The sequence below is a fragment of the Streptomyces sp. MP131-18 genome (assembly GCF_001984575.1).
Classification (GTDB): Bacteria; Actinomycetota; Actinomycetes; order Streptomycetales; family Streptomycetaceae; genus Streptomyces; species Streptomyces johnsoniae.
Map to the genome: position 1 here is coordinate 2,959,522 of NZ_LZNS01000001.1, position 23,368 is coordinate 2,982,889.

The following is a 23,368-nucleotide window of genomic DNA, read 5'->3' on the forward strand; positions in this document are numbered from 1 at the left end:
AGCGGCGGAACCGGCCAGTAGCCTTCGGCGTCCTGATCCCCGTGCAGCATCATCCAGCGGGCTCCCCCGAGCCCGGTGCCGGCCCGCGCCTGCGGGTTGCGGCTCTCGCCCTCCTCACGGTCTACGTGGTCGCCATCGCCTGGCTCGCACTCCGGCCGCTCGAAGTGCTCTGGGTCTCCCCGGCCAACGTGGAGCCGCTCGCCACCATCCGCGCGGACATCGACCGGGGCCCCGAGGAGGCCGTCCGCACCATCGGCGCGGGGATGCTGCGCCTCGTCCCGCTCGGCGTTCTGCTGCCGCTGCTCGGCCGGTACCTGGGGGGCACCAGGTTCGCCTCACTGGCCCGCACCGTCTTCGCGGGCGGCATGATCTCGCTGATCCTCGAATACCTTCAGTCGCTGGTCCCCAGCCGCGTCGCGGACGTCGACTCGATCATCCTCAACACCTTCGGCATCGCCGTCGCCCACCAACTGGCGTACGGCCGCCTGCGGACCCTCGTCTTCCACGAGCCGCGCCCCACCCCGCGCCGACCAGTGGCGCGGCGGCTGTCGCCGCGCGCCGCCGCGGCCCCCGAGCAGCACTTCCACCAGGCCCGCCGGGTTCGCACGCGCCCGCGCGTCTGGGCGGCCCCCGGCCCGGCCGACCGGGACGCGCCCGCGCTGTCGTCGTTCCGCGGCTGAACTGGCCGCCGGGGCCGCCCGCGCGCCGGGGCGCCGCTGCCGCGCCGTCAGCGTCCCGTCAGCGCGCCGCTGCCGCCTCGTCGAAGGCGGCGCGGGCGGCGGCGACGGTGCCGCGGTGCCGCTCGGCCCACTCGGTCAGCCCGGACAGGTGCGCGTGCAGCTCACGCGCCATGTCGGTCGCCGCGTACTCCACCCGCGGCGGCACGGTGGGGTGGACGGTCCGCACGAGGAAGCCGTCGCGCTCCAGCTGGCGCAGGGTCAGCGTCAGCATCCGGCGGCTGATCCCGTGGATCGCGCGCTCCAGTTCCGTGAAGCGCATCGGCCGGCGCGCCGTCTCCAGCAGCACGACGATGCTCCACTTCCCGCTCACCCGCGAGATCACTTCGAGCAGCGTGCACGCCTCCTGCTCATCGGCCCGCTCGGGCACATGCGTGTTCCGCTGTGACATAAAAGTGCCTTCTTCCCGCCCGCCGTCGCCTCGCCCATCATGGCGACCGTAGCAAGGGGAACGGCCCCTGCCCGTACGACGAGGAACGGCCCATGACCACCGCTTTCGACGACACGACGCGCGCGCTGCTCGACGGCACGAACGTCGCCACTCTCGCCACGCTGAACCCGGACGGCAGCCCGCAGACGTCCGTGGTGTGGGTGATGAGCGACGGGGGCACCGTTCTGCTGTCCACCACCGCCGCCAGGCAGAAGGCGAAGAACATCGCCAGGGACCCGCGGGTCGCCCTGACGGTCTTCGACGCGGCGGACCCCTACCTCTCCCGCGACATCCGCGGCACCGCCGAGCTGACCGGGGACCCGGACAAGCTGCTGGGCAGGCGGCTTTCGCACAAATACCTCGGCCAGGACCCGCCGTTCGAGCCCGACGACGTGGTCCGGCTCGTCGTCCGCATCACTCCGACCCGGGTGCTCGGCTTCGCCGGGTGAGGGCGGGCCGCGGCGGTACGGCGAAGGGGCCGCCCCCTCTCGGGAACGGCCCCCGGCGCCGAACGGGCGGGCGCGGGCGCTCACATGGCGAGCTGCACGCCGTCAAGGAGCTGGTCGGTCGGCAGGCCGAGCTTCTCGGTCGGGTCCACCGGCAGCCCGCCGAGCAGGTCCATCGCCGGCTCGGTGAGCTTCTCCGTGGCGGAGCCCCCGGTGGTGTGGGTCAGCGTTTCCGTCAGCGCGGGCAGGGCTTCCGACTTGCCGGACAGCAGGTTCTTCCCGGTGCCGACCACCTCACCGGTGCCGCCGGGCAGCGCGCCCGCCGCCTCGTCGAGCGAGGGCAGGGTGCCGGCCACCTTGCCCGCCGTCTGGCCGACCGCGTCGGGGACGGCGGCGGAGGCTGCACCCGCTCCGGCGGCGGTGAGGGCGGCGCCGAGCGCGACGACCCCGAGACTCTTCATCGTTGCCTGCTTCATCTGTGACTACGTCCTTGAGTGGGTTTCGAGCGGCGCCCCGAAGGTAACCGCTGGAAAGTGCCGCCGCAATGAATCGAAATGCGCGCCGTTACCCGTGACCCGCCCGGCGCACCCGGTCGTACCGGCCACCGCCGCACCACACTTCGCCTGCTCAACCCGCAGGTCAGGACGCTGAGGAACCCTTTTCCCTGAACAGCCATTCGGAGCGTAGCGCGGCGTACCCCGGTTTGATGACCTCGTTGATCATCGCCAGACGTTCATCGAAAGGAATGAACGCGGATTTCATCGCATTGACCGTGAACCACTGGAGGTCGGCCAGCGTGTACCGGAATGTACGCACCAGATGGGTGAATTCGGCGCTCATGCTGGTGCCGCTCATCAGCCGGTTGTCGGTGTTCACCGTGGCGCGGAAGTGCAGGCGCCGCAGCAGACCGATCGGGTGCTCCTCGTACGAGCCGGCCGCGCCCGTCTGGAGGTTGGACGTCGGGCACAGCTCCAGCGGGATGCGCTTGTCGCGGACGTAGGCGGCCAGCCGCCCGAGGGTGACGGAGCCGTCCGCGCCGACCTCGATGTCGTCGATGATCCGCACCCCGTGTCCGAGCCGGTCGGCACCGCACCACTGGAGCGCCTGCCAGATCGACGGCAGGCCGAACGCCTCGCCCGCGTGGATGGTGAAGTGGTTGTTCTCCCGCTTCAGGAACTCGAAGGCGTCCAGGTGCCGGGTGGGCGGGAACCCGGCCTCCGCGCCCGCGATGTCGAACCCGACGACCCCCAGGTCGCGGTAGCGGTTGGCCAGTTCGGCGATCTCCAGCGCGCGCGCCGCGTGCCGCATCGCCGTCAGCAGGGCACCGACACGGATGCGGTGACCCGCGGATGCGGCGAGCCGCATGCCTTCGCGGAAGCCCTCGTTGACGGCCTCGACCACCTCTTCGAGCCCGAGGCCGCCCTGAAGGTGCTGCTCGGGCGCGTACCGGATCTCCGCGTACGCGACGCCGTCCGCGGCGAGGTCGAGGACGCACTCGGCCGCGACGCGCCGCAGCGCCGGCGCGGTCTGCATCACGCCGACGGTGTGGGTGAACGTCTCCAGGTACCGTTCCAGCGAGCCGGAGTCGGCCGCCTCCCGGAACCAGGCGCCCAGGCGCTCGGGATCGGTCTCCGGCAGCCGGTCGTAGCCCTGCTCGCGGGCGAGTTCGGCGACGGTGGCGGGCCGCAGCCCGCCGTCGAGGTGGTCGTGCAGCAGCACCTTGGGGGCGCGCAGGATCTGTTCCGGGCTCGGCGGTGTCTCGGTCGCTGTCGTCGCTGTCGTCGCTGTCGTCGGAGTCACGGGGGCACTCTAACGCCTACGCGCGTAGATCACCGGGGAGTTCACGCCGCGCCGGGCGGGGCGCACGGTCAGTGCTCCGCACCCTGGTCGGCGGCGGGCGGCGGGCCGGCCAGGCGTCCGCGGCGGCCGAGCAGGAACCGTTTGAAGTCGGCCACCGGACGCGTGTCGGGGCGGCCCGCCATCCACGCGACGCCGATCTCGCGCACGGCGCGCGGCGCACTGACGGCCAGTTCGCGAACGCCGGGACGGGCAACCGTCGGGGGCGGCAGCAAGGCGACGCCGAGGCCCGCGGCGACCAGACCGCGCAGCGTCTCCGGCTCCTCGCCCTCGAACGCCACCCGCGGCCTGAACCCGGCCTGCTCGCACAGCGCTTCGGTCAGCCGCCGCAGCCCGTACCCCGGTTCGAGCGTGACGAACGGCTCCTCCGCGGCCTCCGCGAGCCGGACGCGGCGGCGCGCGGCGAGGCGGTGGTCGGCGGGGACGACGAGCAGCAGGCGCTGCTCGTCGAGGCGGCGCGTGACGAGGTCGGGCGCCTCGGGAACGGGCGAGGTCAGGCACAGGTCCAACTCCCCCGCCCGCATGCGCTCGATCATGTCCTCGCCGTAGCTCTGCACGAGCGCGAAGCGGACCCGGGGATGGTCCTCGCGGAACTCGCGCAGCAGCGCGGGCACCGTCTCCGGGCCCATGGTGTGCAGGAAGCCGAACGCCACCTTCCCCGCCGCCGGATCGGCGTCGGAGCGGACCGCGTCCACGGCGCGCTCGACCTCCCCGAGGGCGCGTTCGACCGAGCGGGCGAACGCCCGGCCGGCGGGCGTGAGGGCGACGGTGCGCCCGCGGCGGGCGAGGAGCGCCATGCCGAGGTCGGCCTCCAGTCTGGCCATGGCGCGGCTGAGCGTGGGCTGCGGAACGGACAGGTCGCGCGCGGCCTGGGTGATGTGTTCGTGGCGGGCGACCCCCGCGAAGTGCGCGAGGCGCGGCGCCAGCAGCGCGGCCCAGGAGCCGGGCGAGATGTCCGCCCGGGGCGACGTGACCGAGGCGCCCGCCGTTACCGAGAAGTCGTTTTCGTTGCGTGGAGATGACATGCCGCCCCTTCACCTGTGCTTATGCTTCAGCATTATATAGAGCAGCCGGTTCATGCATTGGACGCATAAAAAGGGTCGGCGTACGTTTGCAGTATGCCCAGCCCAGCAACGGGGGCTCCCGCCACCGCGGGGGCCTCTCCCTCGCCTTCCCCGGCCGCTACCCCGGCCCGTTCCTTCTCCCTGACTTCCCTCTCTTCGCACGTGCGCATCAACCTCGCGCTGTTCGCGATCGGTCTCGCCACCTTCGCGATGCTGTTCTCCACGCAGGCCCTGCTGCCGGACATCGCCACCGCCTACGGCATCAGCCCCGACCGGGCCAGCTGGACGGTGTCGGCGACCACCATCGGCCTGGCCGTCGCGGTGCTGCCGCTGAGCACGCTCTCCGAGCGGTTCGGGCGGCGGCAGACGATGACCGTCTCCGTCGCGGTCGCCGTGGCCCTGGCCGTGGTGATCCCGTTCGCGCCCGACCTGTCCACACTGATCGCGCTGCGGGCGGTGCAGGGCATGGCCATAGCGGGCATCCCCGCCTCCGCGGTGGCGTACCTCTCCGAAGAGCTGGACGGGCGGGCGACCGTGGGCGCGGTCGGCCTCTTCATCGCGGGCAACAGCGTGGGCGGCATGTCCGGCCGGGTGCTGACCGGCTGGGTGGCCGAGGGCTTCGGCTGGCGGGCCGCGCTCGGCGCGGTCGCCGTGCTGGGAATCGCCGCCGCCGTGCTCTTCCGGGTGCTGCTGCCGCGCTCGCGCAACTTCACGCCCGCGTCCCTGCGCCCGCGGCTGGTGCTGCGCACGGTCCGCGACCACCTGGCCAGACCGCTGCTGCTGCGCCTCTACGGCATCGGAATGCTGCTGATGGCCGCGTTCAGCGCGGTGTACACGGTGATCGGCTTCCGGCTGGTCGAGGAGCCGTTCAACCTCTCGGCCGGCCTGGCCGGTTCGGTCTTCGTCATCTACCTCGTCGGCACCGGCTCGTCCTCCGCGACGGGGCCGCTGATGGAACGGCTCGGGCGGCGCGGTGCGCTGTACGTCGCGATCGGCACGGTGACGGCCGGGCTGCTGCTGACCCTCGCCGACCACCTGGTGGCCGTGCTGACCGGCCTCGTCCTGATCACGGCGGGCTTCTTCTTCGGGCACGCGGTGGCCTCCGGCTCCGTGAGCCGTACCGTCACGCACGGCAAGGCGCAGGCATCGGCGCTGTACCAGGTCGCCTACTACCTGGGGGCGAGCATCGGCGGCACGGCGGGCGCCATGATCTTCCACCACGCGGACTGGGCGGGACTCGTCGCCTCCGCCCTGGTCGCCCTGCTGGCGACGGCCGCCATCACGCTGTACGCCACGCGCCGCGCGCTCGTCGAGCGCCGGGCGCTTGCCACGGCCGCCTGAGGCGTCGCATCCACCGGGAGAACGAGAGGGAATCACTCTCAGTGAGGAGAAGGTTCCTTACTTTCGTCTCCTGTGCGGGGGCGGGGGCGCGGGACATGCTGGACGCGTGAACACACTCTCACTCTGCGTGATCGCCGTAGCCCGTCTCGTGATGCGCACGGGCTCCCGATCCGGCCTCCGGCCGGGTGTCCCGTCCGGCCTCCGGTCGGGTGTCCCGTCCGGTGGCCCGTTCAGCATTCCGCGGCGTATCGCCGCCGGAGCGGTCGGCGCCCTCGGTTCCGGAGCTAGGGCGGGGCGGGCGCCGCGCGCCCCCTCTCACACCAATCGCCCCTGCCCGGCACGCTGTCCGCCGTCGCACCATGAGTACGACCGTGCAGCGTCTGGGGAGGGCGAGGATGGGACAGCACAGCAAGCCGGAGCCGGACCCGGGGGAGGGCACTCCCCCACCGGAGAACGCGGACAGCCAGGTCCCGGTGCCGCCGGCACCGGAGGGCAAGCACAAGAAAGAGAAGAAGAAGTAGGTGTGCCGGTTCGGGGAGCGGCAGCACCGGCTGGCGGCCGCGATGGCCGACTCCGGGAGCTGGCCCGAAGACTCGCCGTGGATCCGGGAGGCCGTTGCCGCCCTGCCGCGGCATCTGTTCGCCCCCGACCGGCTGTGGCACTGGGACGGCCGGGCATACACGCCGGTCGACCGCGCGGCGGACCCGGAGCGCTGGGCCGACCAGGTCTATGCGGGCCCGGATCAGCCGGCGGTGACACAGGTCTCGGGCGGGCTGCCGACATCCAGCCTGTCCTGCCCGTCCATGGTGGCGGACATACTCGACTCGCTGGACCCCGAGCCCGGCCACCGCGTCCTGGAGCTGGGCACCGGCACCGGGTGGAACGCGGCGCTGCTGGCCTGGCGTGCGGGCCCGGGCCGGGTGATCAGCCTGGAGGTGGACGAGGAGATCGCCCGGGCCGCGGAGCGGCGGCCCACGGGGGCCACCGTCGTCGTGGCGGACGGCACCGCGGGCTGGCCACAGGGCGCGCCGTTCGACCGGATCATCGCCACCTATGCGGTGGAGCGGATTCCCTGGGCCTGGGTGGCCCAGACCCGCCCGGGCGGCCGGATCGTCGCGCCCTGGGGGCGGCTGGGCCATGTGGCCCTCACGGTCGCCGAGGACGGCCGGTCGGCGGCGGGCTGGATACAGGGCCTCGCCACCTTCATACCGAGCCGGGGTGCCGCCCCCGCCCGGTCCTGGCGAGAGGTCCGCGGATCGGAGCCCGCCCCGGAGCAGTCCCGCGCGGCCCGTGACCCGAGACCGCTGCACGACGACGCCCACCTGCTGTTCGGCCTGCGGGTCCTGCTGCCCGACGTGCGGATCGCCACCCACTCGGGGCCGCGCGGCATGACGGCGTGGCTCCACGACGGTGTGGCTTCCTGGGCCGTCCTCACCGCCCGGCCCGATGCCCCGCCTTCGGTGCGCGGAGCGGGCCCGCGCGTCCTCGCGGACGAGGTGTCCGCGGCCTGGGACAGGTGGCTGGCCCTCGGCTCGCCCCAGCTGTACGACTTCGGCATGACCGTCACCCCGCGTGCCCAGCACGTCTGGTGCCGCACCCCGGCCGCGGACGCCAGCTGGGCCGTGTAGCTCCCGGGTCCGGGCCGCGGTGCGGCAGGAGGGCGGTCAGGTGGCGAGGTACCGCGGGGTGACCTCGCCGATGGCGCGGTCGAGGATCTCCAGGCCGAGATCCAGTTCCTCCTTGGTGCTGGTGAGCGGCGGGGCTATGCGGAAGGTGCCCGCGGTGCCCGGGAGTTGGACGATGTTCATGTGCAGCCCCAGCTCCAGGCAGCGCCGGGTGACCAGGGTGCCCATCTCGTCCGAGCCCTGCTTGCTGGTGCGGTCGAGGACCAGTTCGAGGCCCTGGAGGAGTCCGCGGCCCCGGACGTCGCCGATGGCCTCGTGCCGCCCCTGCATCCCGAGCAGGCCTTCGCGCAGGTGGGTCCCGAGGCGCGCCGCGCGCTGGTCCATCTCCTCACGGACCAGGACGTCGAGCACCGTGTTGCCGACGGCGGCGACCAGGGGGTCGGAGACGTGCGTCGTGAGGAAGAGGAAGCCACGGTCGTGGGCCTCCTGTTCGATCTCGGGCGAGGTCACGACGGCGGCCAGCGGCAGGCCCGCGCCCAGCGTCTTGGAGAGGGTGAGGATGTCGGGGACGACGCCGTCCCGTTCGAAGGCGTACCAGGTGCCGGTGCGGCACAGCCCGGTCTGGGCCTCGTCGAGGATCAGGAGCATGCCGCGCTCCTCGCACTTCCGCTTCAGTGCCGCGAGGTAGCCGAGGGGGAGTTCGATGACGCCGCCGGTGCTGAGGATCGGCTCGACGATGCAGGCGGCCAGGCTGCCGGTGGACTGTGCGTCGATGAGTCCGAAGGCGTGGTCGAGTTGCTTGCGCCAGTCGAGGGTGCCGTCGGGGGTGGTGAAGTCGGGGCGGTAGGCGTCGGGGGCGGGGATGGCGAAGTTGCCGGGTGCGGACGGCCCGTATCCCTTGCGGCCCGCGCTGTACGTGGCGTTCGCGGCGGCTTGCGTCATGCCGTGCCAGGAGCGGGCGAAGGAGACGATCTCGTGTCTGCCGGTGACGAGCTTGGCCATGCGGATGGCCGCCTCGTTGGACTCGGCCCCGGTCGTGAGCAGCAGTGTCTTCTCCAGCGGGGCGGGGAGCGACTCGGCCAGCCGGCGGCACAGGTCCACGACGGGACGGGAGAGCATGCCGCTGAAGAGGTGATCGAGCGTGGCGGCCTGCCGCCCGAGGGTGGCGACGATGTCCGGGTGGGAGTGGCCGAGGATCGCGCTCATCTGGCCGGAGGTGAAGTCGAGCAGTCGGCGGCCGTCGGCGGTGTGGACGTGGCTGCCGGCGGCGTGGGTGATGATCCGCGGGGTGAAGGGGGTGCCGTAGCGCAGGACGTGCCGGTCGACATCCGCCCAGAAGGCTTGGGTGTCCGCTTCGGTGTCGGTCATGACCGGACCGTAACGAGATCGGATCGGCCGGGTCCATCGCGCATTTCCGCGCATGCTGTTCGGCCACCGCGAACAATTACGCTGGAGTGATGCCTCTGAACCCGTGGCGGCTGCAACTGCTGGACGCATTCGGCCGGCTCGGCACGGTCCGGGCGGTGGCCGCGGAGCTGAATATGAGCCCGTCCAGCGTCTCCCAGCAGCTGGCGGCCCTGGAGGCGGAGACCCGCACCCGTCTGCTGGAGCGCGTGGGCCGGCGGCTCGTTCTGACCCCCGCAGGCGCCCTGCTGGCCGAGCGGGCCCGCGACGTGCTGGAGCGGCTGGACGCCATCGAGGGCGAGCTGGCCGAGCTGCGCTCGGAGCCCGTCGGCCGGCTGCGCGTGTCCAGCTTCGCCAGCGGCGTGCTGCCGCTTCTGGTGGCGGCCGCCACCTCGCTCGCCAGGACGCATCCGCGCCTGGATCTGGAGCTGCTCGAAGTCGAGCCGCACGAGAGTATCCCGGCCCTGCTGGCCGGCTCGTGCGACATCGCGGTGACGGTGGACACCGGGGACGACCCGCCGGTGCCCGGTATCCGCACCGTGGGACTGGCCACCGATCCGCTGCTCCTCGTCCTGCCGCCCGGGCACCGCCTGGCCCGTGCCCCCGTCCTCACCCTCGCGGAGCTGGCGCAGGAGCGGTGGGCCCTCGACCGCCCGGGCACGTACCTCGGCGAGCTGGTGCCGCGGCTGTGCCGGCGGGCCGGGTTCGAGCCGCTGGTGGCGGGCCGCTTCCCGAGCCACCACATCCTCGTCGGCCATGTGGCCGCCGGTCTGTCGGTCGCCGTGCTCCCCGGGCTCGCCGTCGCGCCGCGGGCGGCGGTCGTCACCCGGACCCTGGAGCCGTTCGGCGAGCGCCGGATCGTTGCCGCGGTGCGACGAGTCACCGGGCGCCGCGCGGCGACCTCGGCGGTGCTCACGGCCCTCGGGGCCGCCGCCGCCGAGGCCGCGGGTGCCGGGCCGCCGCCGAGGCCGCGGCGGCGGCCCGGCGGCGGGGGCTGACGGCGCGCACCGGAGGCGGGCCGCCGCCGTGCGATGCTGGTGTGCATGACGCTGGAGGACCTGGTCCGGCTGCGCCGCGCCCGGGACATGATGGACCGCGACTACGCGCGGCCGCTGGATGTTCCGGCGCTGGCGAACGTCGCCCTCATGTCGCCCGGGCACTTCTCCCGCAGCTTCCGCGCCGCCTTCGGGGAGACGCCCTACAGCTACCTGATGACCCGCCGTGTCGAGCGGGCGAAGGCCTTGCTGCGGCGGGGGGATCTGAGCGTCACGGAGGTCTGCGTCGCGGTCGGATGTACCTCGCTCGGGTCGTTCAGCTCGCGCTTCACCGAGCTGGTCGGCGAGAGCCCCAGCGCCTACCGGTCCCGCCGCCACGAAGCAGGCGCCCCGATCCCGGCATGCGTCGCCAAAATTCACACGCGACCGGTCAGGATCGGAGAAGCGAAATCCGCCGCCGCCTCATAGCGTCGGGGCATGAACATCAAGCTTTCACAGTGCTTCATCGCAGTCGACGACCATGACAAGGCGCTCGCCTTCTACCGCGACGTCCTCGGTCTTGAGGTGCGCAATGACGTCGCCTTCGAGGGGATGCGCTGGGTGACCGTCGGCTCCCCCGCGCAGCCGGACGTGGAGATCGTCCTCGAACCGCCGCTCGCCAACCCCAACGCCTCGCCGGCCGACAAGCAGGCGATGGCCGAACTGCTGGCCAAGGGCATGCTGCGCGGCGTGATCTTCGCCACCGACGACTGCGACGCCACCTTCGAACGCATCCGGGGCGGCGGCGGAGAGGTGCTGCAGGAGCCGATCGACCAGCCGTACGGCGTTCGCGACTGCGCCTTCCGCGACCCGGCGGGCAACATGCTCCGCTTCACCCAGCCCCGCACATAGCAGGACCGCGTCGCTGGCCGAACGGCCGGGCGCCCGGTGAGGATGGCGGGCATGACAGCAAGAATCACGCACATTCCGGCCCCCGATGGCGTCGCACCGGCGGCCAACTACGCGCACGTCGTCCTGGGCACGGGCACCTTCGTCGCCGTCTCCGGGCAGGTGGCGCTCGACGAGGCGGGGGAGGTCGTCGGCAGGGGCGACGCCGCCGCGCAGGCCCGGCAGGTATTCGAAAACCTGCGGCGCTGCCTGGCCGCCGCGGGAGCGACGTTCGCGGACGTCGTGAAGCTGACGTACTACGTGACCGACGTCGCCCACCTGCCCGCGGTGCGCGCCGCGCGCGACGAGGCGCTGGGCGCCGGGGCGCTGCCCGCGAGCACCGCGGTGCAGGTGGCGGCGCTGTTCCGGCCGGAGTTCCTGCTGGAGGTCGAGGCGTTCGCCGTGGTGGACGGCGCCTGAGCGGGAACGCCGCGACGGCGCGTTGACGGTCTTCCCGGACAGGGCCGTCCGCGTTCCCGTATGCCGCGGCACGGCGATCCTTCTTCGGACGGAACTATTCGAAAAGCTTGCGGACTTGCTCATTGAAGGTGAGTGCGGCGAGCACGCCGAACAGCAGGATCGACCAGACCAGCGCGGCCAGCCGGAAACCCCTGATGCGGATGGCCTTCGGCAGCATCCGGCGGTTGATCGCGATGAGCAGCCCGGAGTAGATGAACATCATCGTGCCGCCGCTGCACGCCGCGATGATGGCGAGCGTCAGCGGCTGCGTCATGCCCGCGAGGATCACGACGATGCCGATGAGCGCGAGTCCCCAGACCAGCACGGCGTAGAGCTTGCTCTCCGACATCTTCGGCAGATAGCTGGTCTTGAGCACGTCGGCGGCCAGCCTGCTGGTGTAGTCGACGATGCCCAGCGCGGCGGCGAACATCGACACGGCACCCACCGCCCAGAAGAACGTGCCGAACCAGGGCCCGACCGACTCCTTCAGCGCATTGCCCTCGATTTCGAGGAACGAGACGTCGTTGCTCAGATCGGGGCGGCCGTAGACCGTCACGTAGGCGAGCAGCGACATGAAGGTGATCGAGAGGAAGGAGATGAGGACGAACGTCGAGAGCTGTTCCCGGTTGGCGAAGCGCCACCAGCCCCGCCAGTGGGCCAGATTCTCCTCGGTGGGCCGGAAGATGAACCCGGCCCGGCCCCGTGCCTCCGGCTCGTGCGTCACCGGCGAGACGATTTTCGGAACGTAACGCCCCATGCCGAAGCCCTTGTCCCTGATCCAGTTGCTCTGCACCAGGTTCTGCCCGCCGCCCGCCCCGGCGAACGCAAGCGCGCCGAGCAGCACGGCGAAGCCGAGTTCGGAGGGGAAACCGGGCTCCGTGACGATCTTGCGCGCGTCCGCCCAGTCGGAGCTGCCGAACGCAAAGACGGCGGTGACCAGGAGCAGGACCAGCAGCGCGGCGATTTTGATCATCTGTGCGCGTTCCAGCGCGTTATAGACGACCGGGGCCAGCGTGAGAATGAGCGCGACGATGATGAGAATGACCGTGGCGATGACCGCCACGTCCCCGCCGAAGAGGTAGGTCACCAGCGTCGCGGAGCTGGTGGCCCAGGCGGGCCAGAGGTTGGCGAAGTAGGCGAGGGCCGCGAACACCAGGCCCCAGTGCTTCCACAGGCGGCTGAAACCGGTGATCGCCGTCTCCCCGGTGGCGAGCGTGTACCGCTCGATCTCCATGTTGAGGAAGTACTGGGTGACCAGCCCGATCAGGGCCGCCCAGACGAAAACCAGCCCGGCCTGCGAGGAGATGTAGGGAAAGAGGATGAACTCGCCGCTGGCCATGCCCACGCCCGCGGCGACGATGCCCGGGCCGATGTAGCGCCACTGTCCGGTCGGCGGCGGCGGCAGATCGCGCACGGTGGGGCGGGGAACGTACTTCGTGGGGAACGCGTCGGACGGATCGGACGGGGCGGCCTCGGCCGGGCCCCTGTCGTGTGCGTCGTTCATGGGAATGCCCTTTCCCTTGCGGCTCCGACGGGAGGTACGGGCAGTGCGTCAGCGCTGTACGGCGGCCCTGGCCGGCAACGGCCTTTTCCGGGGAGGGGACGAACGGCCGTCGACGGCGTATCCGTGTTCGCGGGCGGGGCGGGGCGGGCGGGGCGGGCAGGGATGTGCAGGGGGAGACCCGCGTGCGGAACCGACTCAACCACCGCGTCGTCCACGGGGGCAAGATCTGCGACCGGGGACCGAGGACTTGCGCCCGACGGGCTTCCCCGCCCCCTGCCCGATCCGCGCCGCGGGCCGGCGGAGGAGGATGTCCCGGTGACTGACATACGCCAGCCTCCCGGCTCGGTCACGGGCGGAGGCCGCACCTGGGCGATCGTTCTCGCCTCGTGCATCGGACAGTTCCTGGTCGTTCTCGACGTCTCGGTGGTCAACATCGGGCTGCCCAGCATGCGCGACGACCTCGGTCTCGGCGGCTCGGCCATGCAGTGGGTCGTCAACGCCTACGCCCTGACGTTCGCCGGATTCCTGCTGCTCGGCGGGCGGGCCTCCGACCTCTTCGGCCGCAGGAACGTGTACCTGCTCGGACTCGGCCTGTTCACCGCGGCCAGCCTGGTCGGCGGTCTGGCCCAGAACGGCGGCACGCTGATCGCCGCGCGTGCCGTGCAGGGCGTCGGGGCCGCCGCCCTGGCGCCGGTCACCCTGTCACTGCTGACCAGCACGTTCGCCGAGGGCCCCGCCCGCACCCGCGCCATCGCCGCGTGGACCGCGGTCGGCGCGGCCGGCGGCGCGGCGGGCGGCCTCATCGGCGGGGCGCTGACCGACTACACGTCCTGGCGCTGGGTGCTCCTGATCAACGTCCCGATCGGCCTGGCCGTCGGCGCGGTCGTCCTCGGCTGGCTGCGCGAACCCGCCGGGACCAGGGCCAGGCCGCGCCTCGACCTGCCCGGCGCGGTGCTGGTCACGGCGGGCGTCGCCGGGCTCGCCTACGGAGTCAGCCGCAGCGAGACGGACGGCTGGACCTCGCGCTCCGCGCTGCTGCTGATGCTGGGCGGGCTGGTGACGCTGGCGGCGTTCGTCGCGGTCGAGGCGCGCAGCGCCCAGCCGCTGATGCCGCTGCGGCTGTTCCGCATCCGCAGTGTGGCCGTCGGCAACGTCGTGATGCTGGTCAGCATGAGCGGCAGCTTCGCGATGTGGTACTTCCTCACCCTGTACATGCAGAACGTGCTCGACTACAGCGCCGTGCGCACCGGCCTGTCGTTCCTGCCGCACACCGCGGCGATCATCCTCGGCTCGCAGCTGGCACCACGGCTGATGGCGCGCTTCGGCAGCCGCACGATGGCCATGGCCGGCGGGCTGCTGATGGCGGGCGGGTTCCTGTGGCAGAGCGCCGCGCTCACGGCGGACGGCACGTTCGTGACCGCTGTGCTGGGGCCCGCCCTGCCGATGGCCGCCGGGGCCGCGCTGATGCTGACCCCGCTCACCGACACGGCGACCTCGGGCGCGTCGGCGCAGGACGCGGGCGGCGTGGCCGGGCTGATCAACACCTCACGGCAGATGGGCGCCGTCCTCGGCCTGTCCGTGCTGTCGGCGGTCGCCGCTTCGGGCGCGGCGGGCGAGCCGGGCGCGGGCGCCGCCGCCCTCGCGGACGGCTACGGGCGGGCGTTCCTCACCGCGGGGCTCGTCGTCACGGCCGCAACCGTCCTGGTGCCCCTGCTGCCGCGGCCGCGCCGAGCGGCCGACGGGCCACACGACGAGGCGGACACCGGTCGGCACCCGCACCCCCACGAGGCCCCGGCCCCCAGCGCCACCGCCTAGCCGGCCCCGCGGGCGGCAACGGGGGCCTGGCGTTCCCCGTTTCACACGCCGAGCACGATCTTGGCGGTGGTGAAGTAGATGACCAGGCCCGTGGCGTCCACGAGTGTGGTGACCATCGGCGCGGACACCACCGCCGGGTCGATCCGCAGTTTCTTCGCCAGCAGCGGCATCGTGCCGCCGACCGTCGAGGCCCAGGCGCAGATCACGACCAAGGTCAGCGCCACGACGCTCGCAATGTCCCAGCCGACGAACAGCGCGCCGACGAACAGGCCGACCAACGCCAGCATGCAGCCGAGCAGCAGCCCGGTGCGGCACTCGCGCCAGATCACCCGCAGCAGGTCGGAGGTCCGCACCTCGCCCACCGCGAGGGCGCGGACCGCGGCCGTGGCCGCCTGCGCGCCGGAGTTCCCGCCCGTTCCGATCAGCAGTGGAACGAACAGCGCCAGCTGGGTCACCTCGTTCAGCTCGTCCTCGAACATCTGCGTGACAGAAACGGTCAGCGTGGCGGCGACCATCAGCAGCATCAGCCACATCACCCGCACCCGGGACATCCGGAAGACGCTCACCGACATGTAGTGCCGTTCGAGCGGCTCGGCCCCGGACTGCCTGGCGACGTCCTCCGTATCTGCGGCCTCGATGACCTCGAACGCGTCATCGCTGGTCAGCAGCCCGACGAGCCGCTCCTCGCTGTCGACGACGGGCAGGTCGAGCACATTGGTCTCGCGCATCAGCCGCGCCGCGTCCTCCGCGCGGTCGGTGGCCCTGGCCATCGGCGGGGCGGTCTCCACCAGATCCGACACCATCGCCCGCGGCTCGCTGAGCACCAGCTCCCGCAGCTCGACGATCCCGGTCAGCCGCCGCCCGGCGTCCACCACCGGCAGCGTGTAGATCGTCTCCGCCTGCGCACCCCTGCGGCGCACCACCTCAAGAGCCTGGCCGACCGTCAGGTCCTGTTGCAGCGCGACGGTCTCCGGCGTCATGTACCGGCCGACCGAACCCTCCGGGTAGCCGAGCAGCGCGGCCGTCATCTGCCGTTCGTGCGCGCTCAGCCCGGCCAGGACCCGCTGGGCGACCTTGGCCGGGGCCTCCTTGAGCATGCGGGCCCGGTCGTCCGGGTCCATGTGCTCGACCAGGTCGCGGAACGCCTGGTCGCGCAGCCCTTCGAGAATCTGCTGCTGGTCGACCGGGTCGAGCTCCTCGAAGACTTCGAGCGCGCGGTCCTTGTCCAGCAGCCGGAACGTGATGACGGACTCGACGGCGTCCATCCGGGCGATCTCGTCGGCGATGGCGTAGGGCGGCTGGGTCTCCAGCCACTCCAGCGCCCCGGCGAGGTCCTGCTCCTCCAGCAGGACAGGCAGGTGAGTCATGACGGGGGAACCCCCAGGGAGCGGAAGGCGGTCACGGGCATCCGGAGTGCGCGCACACGCCTGCCGCCCCAGGCCACATGGCTACCTGGGCGGGAAGGCGCGGCGCGGGGGATGACTAGGAGGCTCACTGCGCATCGCAGCGTCACCTCCTGCCGTGCCGAGCCGCGGAAACCGTCTCTCAGGGTACAAGGCATCGGTCACGATCATGGCAAAAATTCCGACATTATGGACGGCCAGTGGCCGTCCGCCATGAACGTTTTCCGGCGGGGAGCGGTCGCTCAGGCAATACGGTCGAGAACGGTCGGGCGAACGGTCGCCTCGTCACCCGAACCGATCCTGATGGCGTCGCCCACGAGTTCGGCCAGCGCCGCCTCGAACCGTTCCGGGGTGTCGGTGTGCAGCGTCAGCAGCGGCGCGCCCGCCGTCACCACGTCGCCCGGCTTCGCGTGCAGTTCCACGCCCGCGCCCGCCTGCACCGGGTCCTCCTTGCGGGTCCGGCCCGCGCCGAGCCGCCAGGCCGCCACCCCGACCGCGTACGCGTCCAGGCCGGTCAGCACGCCCGACTCCGGCGCCGTCACGGTGTGCCGCTCCGCGGCCCGCGGCAGCGGCGCGTCCGGATCGCCGCCCTGGGCGGTGATCATGCGCCGCCAGCGGTCCATCGCGGAACCGTCCGCGAGCGCCCGCGCCGGGTCGGCGTCCGGCAGCCCGGCCGCGTCCAGCATCTCCCGCGCCAGCGCCAGCGTCAGCTCGACCACGTCGGCGGGGCCGCCGCCCGCCAGCACCTCGACCGCCTCGCGCACTTCGAGCGCATTGCCCGCGGTGCGGCCCAGCGGGGTCGCCATATCCGTGAGCAGCGCCACCGTCCGCACCCCGTGGTCGGTGCCGATCTCGACCATGGTGGCGGCCAGTTCCCGCGCGTCCTCGACCGTCTTCATGAACGCGCCGGAACCCGCCTTGACGTCCAGCACCAGCGCCCCGGTGCCCTCGGCGATCTTCTTCGACATGATCGAGGAGGCGATCAGCGGAATCGACTCGACCGTGCCCGTCACGTCGCGCAGCGCGTACAGCTTCCGGTCGGCCGGGGCCAGGCCCTCCCCCGCCGCGCACACCACGGCACCCGTCTCCCGCAGCACCCGCAGCATCTCGTCACCCGACAGGCCCGCCCGCCAGCCGGGGATCGACTCCAGCTTGTCCAGCGTGCCGCCGGTGTGCCCGAGCCCCCGGCCCGACAGCTGCGGAACGGCCGCCCCGCAGGCCGCGACCAGCGGCGCGAGGGGCAGCGTGATCTTGTCGCCGACGCCGCCCGTCGAGTGCTTGTCCGTCGTCGGCAGCGGCAGCGCCGAGAAGTCCATGCGCTCCCCGGACGAGATCATCGCCGCCGTCCAGCGGGCAATCTCGGACCGGTCCATCCCGTTCAGCAGGATCGCCATGGCCAGCGCCGACATCTGCTCGTCGGCGACCTCGCCCCGCGTGTAGGCGGCGATGATCCAGTCGATCTGCTCCGGGGTCAGCGCCCGGCCGTCGCGCTTGGCGCGGATAATCGTGATCGCGTCCATGGGCCTACTGTTCCAGGTGCCAGGACTGCGGCAGCAGGTCCCCCAGCGGCATGACGCCCTCCGGGGTCTCCACGGCCAGGCCGGGCCCGCCGTGCTCCATCAGCAGCTGCCGGCAGCGCCCGCACGGGGTGATCACCCGGCCCTCGCCGTCGCAGCACGTGAAGTGCGTCAGCCGCCCGCCGCCCGAGGCGTGCAGCGCGGACACCAGGCCGCACTCCGCGCACAGGCCCAGGCCGTAGGAGGCGTTCTCCACATTGCAGCCCGTCACCACCCGGCCGTCCTCGACGAGTGCCGCGGCGCCCACCGGATAGTCCGAGTACGGGGCGTAGGCCCGGGACATGGCGTCCCTGGCCGCCGCCCGCAGCGCCGCCCAGTCGGCCCCGGCCGTCATGTCGCCTGCCCTCTCCGGTACGGCCGCCCGACGGCCCGTGGCGTGCGCAATCGCTGCGCGAACAGCGTCAGGACCAGCAGCGTCGTCAAGTACGGGCTGGCGGTGACCAGTTCGAGCGGCAACGTGTCCGTCGACTCGTACCACAGCCACATCACCCCGCCGAGCACCGCGATGGCCATGGCCGCGGCCCGCTTGCCGCGGTAGAACTGCCAGACCGCGAGGACCAGCAGCCCCAGCGCGAACAGCAGCAGCATCGCGTGCACCACCGGCCGGTCGCGGGTCTGGAGCACGTCCATGAACCCGAAGAGCCCGGCGCCCGCGGCGACCCCGCCCGGCCGCCAGTTCCCGAAGATCATGGTGGCGAGGCCCAGGTAGCCACGGCCGCCCGTCTGTCCGTCCTGGTACATGCGGATCAGCACCGCCAGGTAGGCGCCGCCGAGACCGGCCAGACCGCCGGAGACGGCGAGCGCCAGGTACTTGTACAGGTAGACGTTCACGCCCAGCGACTCGGTGGCCTCCGGGTTCTCGCCGCAGGAACGCAGCCGCAGGCCGAACGACGACTTCCACAGCACCAGGTACGTGCCGACGAAGATCAGCACGGCCAGCAGCGTCAGCCACGACACCTCGTGCACCGTGGCCCGCAGGATGCCCGCGAGGTCCGAGAGCAGGAACCAGTTCTTCGCGTCCAGATCACCCAGCCAGTCGGAGATGCCCGGCACCGTGAACGGCTCAAGGCGCTCCATCTGCGGCGACTGCTTGTCGTTGCCGCCGCGGGCCAGCGCCTCGCTGCCCTCCGCGGCGAACCACAGCTTCGCCAGGTACTGGACGACGCCGAGCGCCAGGATGTTGATGGCGACGCCGGAGACGATGTGGTCCACGCCGAACGTCACCGTCGCCACCGCGTGCAGCAGCCCGCCCAGCGCGCCGCCCACGATCCCGGCGAGCACCGCGGCCCACGGCCCGTGCTGCCAGCCGATCCAGCCCGCCGAGAACAGGCCGAGCATCATCATGCCTTCGAGGCCGATGTTGATCACGCCGGCCCGCTCGGCCCACAGCCCGCCGAGCCCGGCCAGGCCGATCGGCACCGCGAAACCCATCGCGGCGCCCCACTGGGCGGCCGAGGTCAGGCTCTGCTGGTCGGTGATCGCCCGCACCAGCGAGAGCAGCAGCAGCGCCCCGGCGATGATCAGCAGCACGACCGGGTACGTCAGCCTGCCGCGGCGCTCCTCGGCCACGCGGCCGCGGGGGCGCACCTTGCCGGCGAGGGTGGACAGGGGCGTGGTCACGCGGACACCTCCGCCGAGTCGTGGGGGCCCTTCGGGCCGTTCGGTCCGCCGGCGGCGGACTGGGCGGCCAGCTGTTCGCCGACCTTCCGCTGCTGGCGCCTGATGCCCCAGCGGCGGACCAGTTCGTAGGCCACGACGACGGAGAGGACGATGACGCCCTGCATCACGCCGACGATCTCCTGGTCGTAGCCCTCGAATTCGAGCTGCGTGCCGGTCCGTTCGAGGAAGCCCCACAGCAGCGCCGCGAAGCCCATCCCGACCGGGTGGTTGCGCCCGAGCAGGGCGATGGCGATGCCCGTGAAGCCGAGCCCTTCGGGGAAGTCGTTGCCGTAGTTGCCCGACTCGTTGAGCAGCGTCGGCATGCCGACGAGGCCGGCCACCGCGCCGGACAGCAGCATCGCGGTGACGACCGTCCGCTTGACGCTGACGCCGCTGGCCTCGGCGGCGGGCTCGGAACGGCCGACCGCGCGCAGGTCGTAGCCGAAGCGGGTGCGGCCCAGCACGAACCAGTACACGATGCCGACCGCGACGGCGATGAGGATGGTGCCGTGCACCGGGTCGGGGCTGGTGGGGAACTCGAAGAACCAGCTGGAGGACGGGATGTCCTCGGTGTGGACAATGTTCTCGTCGCGCTCGGCGAGCCGGCCCTCCTGGAGGAAGTACGCGATGAGGGAGCCGCCGATGAAGTTCAGCATGATCGTCGTGATGACCTCGCTGACCCCGCGGCTCGCCTTCAGGTAGCCGGCGATGCCCGCCCAGATCCCGCCGCAGACCATCGCGGTCAGCAGGATGACCGGGATCTGCACGACGCCGGGCAGGCTCAGCGCACCGCCCACGACGGCGGCGAAGAACGCGGCGACCCGGTACTGGCCGTCCACGCCGATGTTGAACAGGTTCATGCGGAAGCCGATGGCAACGGCCGCCGCGGCCAGGTAGTAGGGGATCGCCTTGTTGATGATCCAGACCTGGCTGTCGCTCTTGGACCCGTAGTCGGCCATCACCTCGAAGGCACGGAACGGGTTGTCCCCGGTCAGCCCCATCACCGCGGAGGTGATGGCCAGCGCCGTGACCAGGGCGAGCAGCGGTGCGCTCAGGCCGAGGAGGAGCCGCTCCCTGCGGTCCCCGTCGCGGAGGCCCGCCAGGAGACGGCCGCCCGGCCGCGCCTGTCCTGCGGGGGTGTCGGTACTCATGCGCTCAGCCCTCCTCTCCCGGCCCGGAGCCCGTGCCCGGCTCCGGCTTCGTTTCCGTTCCCGGCTCCGCGGTGCCGACGCCGGCCCCGGCCGTGCCGGTCATCGCGGTGCCCAGCTCCTCGGGGGTGACGGTGGCCGGGTCGGCGGAGGCGACCAGCCGGCCCCGGTACATGACGCGGAGGCTGTCGGAGAGCCCGATCAGCTCGTCGAGGTCCGCGGAGATCAGCAGCACGGCCAGCCCCTCCCGGCGGGCGCGCCGGATCTCGTCCCAGATCTGTGCCTGCGCGCCCACGTCGACCCCGCGCGTGGGGTGGGCGGCGATCAGCACCTTCGGCCGGTGACTCATCTCCCGCCCGACGATCAGCTTCTGCTGATTGCCGCCGGACAGCGAGCCCGCGGTGACCTCGATGCCCGGGGTGCGGACGTCGTACTCGCGCACGATCCGCTCGGTGTCGGCGCGCGCCCCCTTCGCGTTCAGCAGCGGGCCGCGGCTGTTGGGCGGCTCGGTGACGTGGCCGAGCATGCGGTTCTCCCAGAGCGGCGCGTCGAGCAGCAGCCCGTGCCGGTGCCGGTCCTCTGGGATGTAGCCGATGCCCCGCTCGCGGCGGGTGCGGGTCGGGGCGTGCGAGACGTCCTGGCCGGCGAGCGCGATGGTGCCGCCGTCGGGCTGCCTGATGCCGATGATCGCCTCGACCAGCTCGGCCTGCCCGTTCCCCTCCACGCCCGCGATGCCGAGGACTTCGCCGCGGTGGATGGTGAAGTCGATGTCGGCGAGCACCTCGCGCAGCAGGCCGTCGGCGTCGCGCCCGGACAGGTGCAGCCCGGCAACGGTGAGCACCGGCTCGTCCGTGACGGTCGACTCCCGCGTCTGCGGGGTCGGCAGCTCGCTGCCGACCATCAGCTCGGCCAGGCGCTTCGGCGTGGTGCCCGCCGGCGCGACGGTGGCCACCGTGGTGCCGCGTCTGATGACGGTGATGTCGTCGGCGACCGACAGGACTTCGCCCAGCTTGTGCGAGATGAACAGCACGGTGAGGCCCTCCGCGGTCAGCTCCCGCAGGTTGCCGAACAGCGCGTCGACCTCCTGCGGCACCAGCACGGCGGTGGGCTCGTCGAGGATCAGGGTCCGCGCGCCGCGGTAGAGGACCTTCAGGATCTCCACCCGCTGCCGGTCCGCGACGCCGATCTCCTCGACCAGCAGGTCGGGGCGGACGCCGAGGCCGTAGGCGTCGGACAGCTCCAGGATGCGCCGCCGGGCGCCGGCGCCGATACCGTGCAGCTTCTCGGCGCCGAGGACGACGTTCTCCAGCACGGTCAGGTTGTCGGCGAGCATGAAGTGCTGGTGGACCATGCCGATGCCGCGGGCGATGGCGTCGGCCGGGGACCGCAGCACGACCTGTTCGCCGTCCACCGTGATGACGCCCTCGTCCGGCCGCTGCATGCCGTAAAGGATCTTCATCAGCGTGGACTTGCCCGCCCCGTTCTCGCCGACGAGGGCGTGGACGGTGCCGCGGGCGACGGTGATGTCGACGTCGTGGTTGGCGACGACGCCGGGGAAGCGTTTGGTGATGCCGCGCAGCTCGACGGCGGGAACGCCGGAGGCTTCGGCGGGCTGCGGTGGGCTGTCGGCGGGTGGGATGACGCACTCTCCTCCGGGCCTTCAGGGAGCGAAGGCCCAAGCGGTGGGACGCGGGCCGGGCGTTGGTCTGCGGAACGCTACCGCGCCTGCCCCGTACGGCGGCGCCCCCCGCACAGGTCTACTCGCGTAGGTCCGCTCACCGGAGCCCCCGGCCCTGCGGTCACGGCACCGGGCCGCCCCCGGCCCGCGCCCGGGCCGCGCGGGCCGGGGGCGGGACGCGGGCGCGGCCGGACCGCGCATGTCAGGGGTTGGGGGTGTCGTTGACGGTGACCTCGCCGTCCACGATGCGACGCGTGGCCTCTTCCAGCTCGGGGGCGAGATCGTCGATGAAGCCGCCCGAGGTGGCGAGCGCGACGCCGTCCTCGGCCAGGGTGTACTCGTGGTGGCCGGTCAGCGGCTCGCCCTCCTCGACGCTCTCGATGAGGTCGTACACCGCCACATCCACGCCCTTCACCACGGAGGTGAGGATCGAGTCCTGGTACTCGGCGAGCCCCGGCTGCTGGTACTGGTCGGAGTCCACGCCGATGCCCCACGCACCCTCGACGCCGGCGATCTGCTCGATCGAGCCCTGGCCGGAGGAGCCGGCCGCGGTGTAGATCACGTCCGCGCCGCGGCTGAGCATGCCGTCGGCCTGCTCGGCGGCGCGCGCCGGGTCGCTGAAGCCGCGGTCGTCGTCGCGGTACAGGTAGTTGACCTCGATCTCGATGTCGGGGTTGGTCTCCCTGACGCCCTGCTCGAAGCCCGCCTGGAACTTGCCGATCAGCGGGTTCTGCACGCCGCCGATGAACCCGACGATATTGCTCTCCGTGGTCAGCGCGGCGGCCACGCCGGCGAGGTAGGAGCCCTCGTGCTCGGCGAAGGTCATGCCGTAGGTGTTGTCGCCCTCGGGCACGGAGTCGACGACGCCGAACGTGGTGTCCGGGTACTCGGCCGCGACCTCGGTGATCGCGTTGCCGTAGAGGTACCCGACCCCGATGACCGGGTTGTAGCCGGCCTCGGCGAGGGAGGTGAGGCGCTGGACGCGGTCGGCGTCGGTCTCGCCGTTGCGCGCGGTCTGGTACTCGACCGAGACGCCCAGCTCCTCCTCGGCACGGTCGCCGCCGCGGGCGGCGGCCTCGTTGAACGAGTGGTCGTTCCGCCCGCCGACGTCGAAGGCGATGCCGACGCGGCCCTCGCCCGACGACTCCTCGTTGTTGGACTCCGTGGAGCTTTCTCCGCAGGCGCTGGCGGTGAGCGCGATGACCGCCGAGACGGCGACCGTTGCTGCAAGCCTGGATACGCGGCGCAAGAGGACGATTCCTTCCGTCGAAAGCGCCTCTTACGGCGCCGTTCCGCGAA

General features: G+C 72.3%; 23 protein-coding genes. 10 read left to right on the forward strand and 13 right to left on the reverse strand.

Going from position 1 to position 23,368, the window contains the following annotated elements:
- Positions 1-41: 41 nt before the first annotated feature.
- Entirely contained in the window at positions 42-680 is a 639-nt protein-coding gene (locus STBA_RS13075) for a VanZ family protein (RefSeq protein ID WP_077059414.1), read from the forward strand.
- Between the two features lie 58 nt (positions 681-738).
- Here STBA_RS13075 and STBA_RS13080 read toward each other — a convergent pair whose 3' ends face one another.
- Positions 739-1,128: a helix-turn-helix domain-containing protein gene (locus tag STBA_RS13080; protein ID WP_077059415.1), complete on the reverse strand. Its 390-nt coding sequence runs from the start codon at positions 1,126-1,128 to the stop codon at positions 739-741.
- Positions 1,129-1,220: 92 nt separating this feature from the next.
- Between STBA_RS13080 and STBA_RS13085 the strand changes: the two genes are divergently transcribed.
- A complete protein-coding gene (locus STBA_RS13085; protein ID WP_077059416.1) occupies positions 1,221-1,616 on the forward strand; it encodes a PPOX class F420-dependent oxidoreductase in 396 nt (131 codons plus the stop codon).
- An 80-nt stretch (positions 1,617-1,696) separates the two neighbouring features.
- Here STBA_RS13085 and STBA_RS13090 read toward each other — a convergent pair whose 3' ends face one another.
- From STBA_RS13090 to STBA_RS13100, 3 genes are all read right to left on the reverse strand, one after another.
- On the reverse strand, positions 1,697-2,074 hold the full coding sequence (locus tag STBA_RS13090) for an ATP-binding protein (protein WP_366510786.1): 378 nt from the start codon (positions 2,072-2,074) through the stop codon (positions 1,697-1,699).
- A 178-nt stretch (positions 2,075-2,252) separates the two neighbouring features.
- Positions 2,253-3,413 carry an adenosine deaminase gene (locus tag STBA_RS13095; protein ID WP_077059418.1) on the reverse strand — a complete coding sequence of 387 codons (1,161 nt, stop codon included), beginning with the start codon at positions 3,411-3,413 and terminating at the stop codon, positions 2,253-2,255.
- Positions 3,414-3,481: 68 nt separating this feature from the next.
- Positions 3,482-4,495 (reverse strand): LysR family transcriptional regulator, encoded by a 1,014-nt coding sequence (locus STBA_RS13100; protein ID WP_077059419.1) that lies wholly within the window; start codon positions 4,493-4,495, stop codon positions 3,482-3,484.
- Positions 4,496-4,588: 93 nt separating this feature from the next.
- Here STBA_RS13100 and STBA_RS13105 point away from each other — a divergent pair, with 93 nt between their 5' ends.
- From STBA_RS13105 to STBA_RS13110, 3 genes are all read left to right on the forward strand, one after another.
- On the forward strand, positions 4,589-5,875 hold the full coding sequence (locus tag STBA_RS13105) for an MFS transporter (RefSeq protein WP_077059420.1): 1,287 nt from the start codon (positions 4,589-4,591) through the stop codon (positions 5,873-5,875).
- A 395-nt stretch (positions 5,876-6,270) separates the two neighbouring features.
- Positions 6,271-6,396, forward strand: a complete 126-nt coding sequence (locus STBA_RS39270) for a hypothetical protein (protein WP_290443821.1) — start codon at positions 6,271-6,273, stop codon at positions 6,394-6,396.
- Positions 6,397-7,503, forward strand: a complete 1,107-nt coding sequence (locus STBA_RS13110; RefSeq protein WP_253194704.1) for a methyltransferase domain-containing protein — start codon at positions 6,397-6,399, stop codon at positions 7,501-7,503.
- A gap of 36 nt (positions 7,504-7,539) precedes the next feature.
- Here STBA_RS13110 and STBA_RS13115 read toward each other — a convergent pair whose 3' ends face one another.
- Complete coding sequence (locus STBA_RS13115) at positions 7,540-8,868, reverse strand: aspartate aminotransferase family protein (protein WP_077059421.1); 1,329 nt, start codon at positions 8,866-8,868, stop codon at positions 7,540-7,542.
- 89 nt (positions 8,869-8,957) lie between these two features.
- Here STBA_RS13115 and STBA_RS13120 point away from each other — a divergent pair, with 89 nt between their 5' ends.
- The 4 genes from STBA_RS13120 to STBA_RS13135 are packed head-to-tail and all read left to right on the forward strand — an operon-like array spanning position 8,958 to position 11,246.
- The gene (locus tag STBA_RS13120) at positions 8,958-9,902 is read left to right on the forward strand and encodes a LysR family transcriptional regulator (RefSeq protein ID WP_077059422.1); all 945 of its coding nucleotides are present in this window, start codon (positions 8,958-8,960) and stop codon (positions 9,900-9,902) included.
- Between the two features lie 45 nt (positions 9,903-9,947).
- Positions 9,948-10,367 carry a helix-turn-helix transcriptional regulator gene (locus STBA_RS13125; RefSeq protein WP_077063299.1) on the forward strand — a complete coding sequence of 140 codons (420 nt, stop codon included), beginning with the start codon at positions 9,948-9,950 and terminating at the stop codon, positions 10,365-10,367.
- A 9-nt stretch (positions 10,368-10,376) separates the two neighbouring features.
- Positions 10,377-10,790 (forward strand): VOC family protein, encoded by a 414-nt coding sequence (locus STBA_RS13130; RefSeq protein ID WP_077059423.1) that lies wholly within the window; start codon positions 10,377-10,379, stop codon positions 10,788-10,790.
- 51 nt (positions 10,791-10,841) lie between these two features.
- Positions 10,842-11,246: a RidA family protein gene (locus STBA_RS13135; RefSeq protein ID WP_077059424.1), complete on the forward strand. Its 405-nt coding sequence runs from the start codon at positions 10,842-10,844 to the stop codon at positions 11,244-11,246.
- A 94-nt stretch (positions 11,247-11,340) separates the two neighbouring features.
- Here the strand turns inward: STBA_RS13135 and STBA_RS13140 are convergent, their stop codons facing one another.
- On the reverse strand, positions 11,341-12,789 hold the full coding sequence (locus STBA_RS13140) for an Nramp family divalent metal transporter (RefSeq protein ID WP_077059425.1): 1,449 nt from the start codon (positions 12,787-12,789) through the stop codon (positions 11,341-11,343).
- A 315-nt stretch (positions 12,790-13,104) separates the two neighbouring features.
- Between STBA_RS13140 and STBA_RS13145 the strand changes: the two genes are divergently transcribed.
- Positions 13,105-14,604, forward strand: coding sequence for an MFS transporter (locus STBA_RS13145; RefSeq protein ID WP_253194706.1), 1,500 nt, complete (start codon positions 13,105-13,107; stop codon positions 14,602-14,604).
- 41 nt (positions 14,605-14,645) lie between these two features.
- Here STBA_RS13145 and mgtE read toward each other — a convergent pair whose 3' ends face one another.
- The 7 genes from mgtE to STBA_RS13180 form a co-directional block, all read right to left on the reverse strand.
- Positions 14,646-15,971 carry a magnesium transporter gene (gene mgtE / locus STBA_RS13150; protein ID WP_077059426.1) on the reverse strand — a complete coding sequence of 442 codons (1,326 nt, stop codon included), beginning with the start codon at positions 15,969-15,971 and terminating at the stop codon, positions 14,646-14,648.
- Between the two features lie 278 nt (positions 15,972-16,249).
- The gene (locus STBA_RS13155; protein ID WP_077059427.1) at positions 16,250-17,527 is read right to left on the reverse strand and encodes a thymidine phosphorylase; all 1,278 of its coding nucleotides are present in this window, start codon (positions 17,525-17,527) and stop codon (positions 16,250-16,252) included.
- A gap of 4 nt (positions 17,528-17,531) precedes the next feature.
- Positions 17,532-17,918, reverse strand: coding sequence for a cytidine deaminase (locus tag STBA_RS13160; RefSeq protein WP_077059428.1), 387 nt, complete (start codon positions 17,916-17,918; stop codon positions 17,532-17,534).
- On the reverse strand, positions 17,915-19,192 hold the full coding sequence (locus STBA_RS13165; RefSeq protein WP_171987880.1) for an ABC transporter permease: 1,278 nt from the start codon (positions 19,190-19,192) through the stop codon (positions 17,915-17,917). Before STBA_RS13165 ends, STBA_RS13160 begins: the two co-directional genes overlap by 4 nt.
- Positions 19,193-19,200: 8 nt before the next feature.
- Positions 19,201-20,394 (reverse strand): ABC transporter permease, encoded by a 1,194-nt coding sequence (locus STBA_RS13170; RefSeq protein WP_079251897.1) that lies wholly within the window; start codon positions 20,392-20,394, stop codon positions 19,201-19,203.
- 4 nt (positions 20,395-20,398) lie between these two features.
- Positions 20,399-22,030, reverse strand: coding sequence for an ABC transporter ATP-binding protein (locus STBA_RS13175; RefSeq protein ID WP_077059430.1), 1,632 nt, complete (start codon positions 22,028-22,030; stop codon positions 20,399-20,401).
- A gap of 241 nt (positions 22,031-22,271) precedes the next feature.
- Positions 22,272-23,318 carry a BMP family ABC transporter substrate-binding protein gene (locus tag STBA_RS13180; RefSeq protein WP_077059431.1) on the reverse strand — a complete coding sequence of 349 codons (1,047 nt, stop codon included), beginning with the start codon at positions 23,316-23,318 and terminating at the stop codon, positions 22,272-22,274.
- Positions 23,319-23,368 lie beyond the last annotated feature (50 nt).

Coding starts and splice junctions, on each gene's coding strand:
- STBA_RS13080 (WP_077059415.1), bottom strand. CDS start 1,128: ATGTCACAGCGGAACACGCATGTGCCCGAGCGGGCCGATGAGCAGGAG.
- STBA_RS13085 (WP_077059416.1), top strand. CDS start 1,221: ATGACCACCGCTTTCGACGACACGACGCGCGCGCTGCTCGACGGCACG.
- STBA_RS13090 (WP_366510786.1), bottom strand. CDS start 2,074: ATGAAGAGTCTCGGGGTCGTCGCGCTCGGCGCCGCCCTCACCGCCGCC.
- STBA_RS13100 (WP_077059419.1), bottom strand. CDS start 4,495: ATGTCATCTCCACGCAACGAAAACGACTTCTCGGTAACGGCGGGCGCC.
- STBA_RS13105 (WP_077059420.1), top strand. CDS start 4,589: ATGCCCAGCCCAGCAACGGGGGCTCCCGCCACCGCGGGGGCCTCTCCC.
- STBA_RS39270 (WP_290443821.1), top strand. CDS start 6,271: ATGGGACAGCACAGCAAGCCGGAGCCGGACCCGGGGGAGGGCACTCCC.
- STBA_RS13115 (WP_077059421.1), bottom strand. CDS start 8,868: ATGACCGACACCGAAGCGGACACCCAAGCCTTCTGGGCGGATGTCGAC.
- STBA_RS13120 (WP_077059422.1), top strand. CDS start 8,958: ATGCCTCTGAACCCGTGGCGGCTGCAACTGCTGGACGCATTCGGCCGG.
- STBA_RS13125 (WP_077063299.1), top strand. CDS start 9,948: ATGACGCTGGAGGACCTGGTCCGGCTGCGCCGCGCCCGGGACATGATG.
- STBA_RS13130 (WP_077059423.1), top strand. CDS start 10,377: ATGAACATCAAGCTTTCACAGTGCTTCATCGCAGTCGACGACCATGAC.
- STBA_RS13135 (WP_077059424.1), top strand. CDS start 10,842: ATGACAGCAAGAATCACGCACATTCCGGCCCCCGATGGCGTCGCACCG.
- STBA_RS13140 (WP_077059425.1), bottom strand. CDS start 12,789: ATGAACGACGCACACGACAGGGGCCCGGCCGAGGCCGCCCCGTCCGAT.
- mgtE (WP_077059426.1), bottom strand. CDS start 15,971: ATGACTCACCTGCCTGTCCTGCTGGAGGAGCAGGACCTCGCCGGGGCG.
- STBA_RS13155 (WP_077059427.1), bottom strand. CDS start 17,527: ATGGACGCGATCACGATTATCCGCGCCAAGCGCGACGGCCGGGCGCTG.
- STBA_RS13160 (WP_077059428.1), bottom strand. CDS start 17,918: ATGACGGCCGGGGCCGACTGGGCGGCGCTGCGGGCGGCGGCCAGGGAC.
- STBA_RS13170 (WP_079251897.1), bottom strand. CDS start 20,394: ATGAGTACCGACACCCCCGCAGGACAGGCGCGGCCGGGCGGCCGTCTC.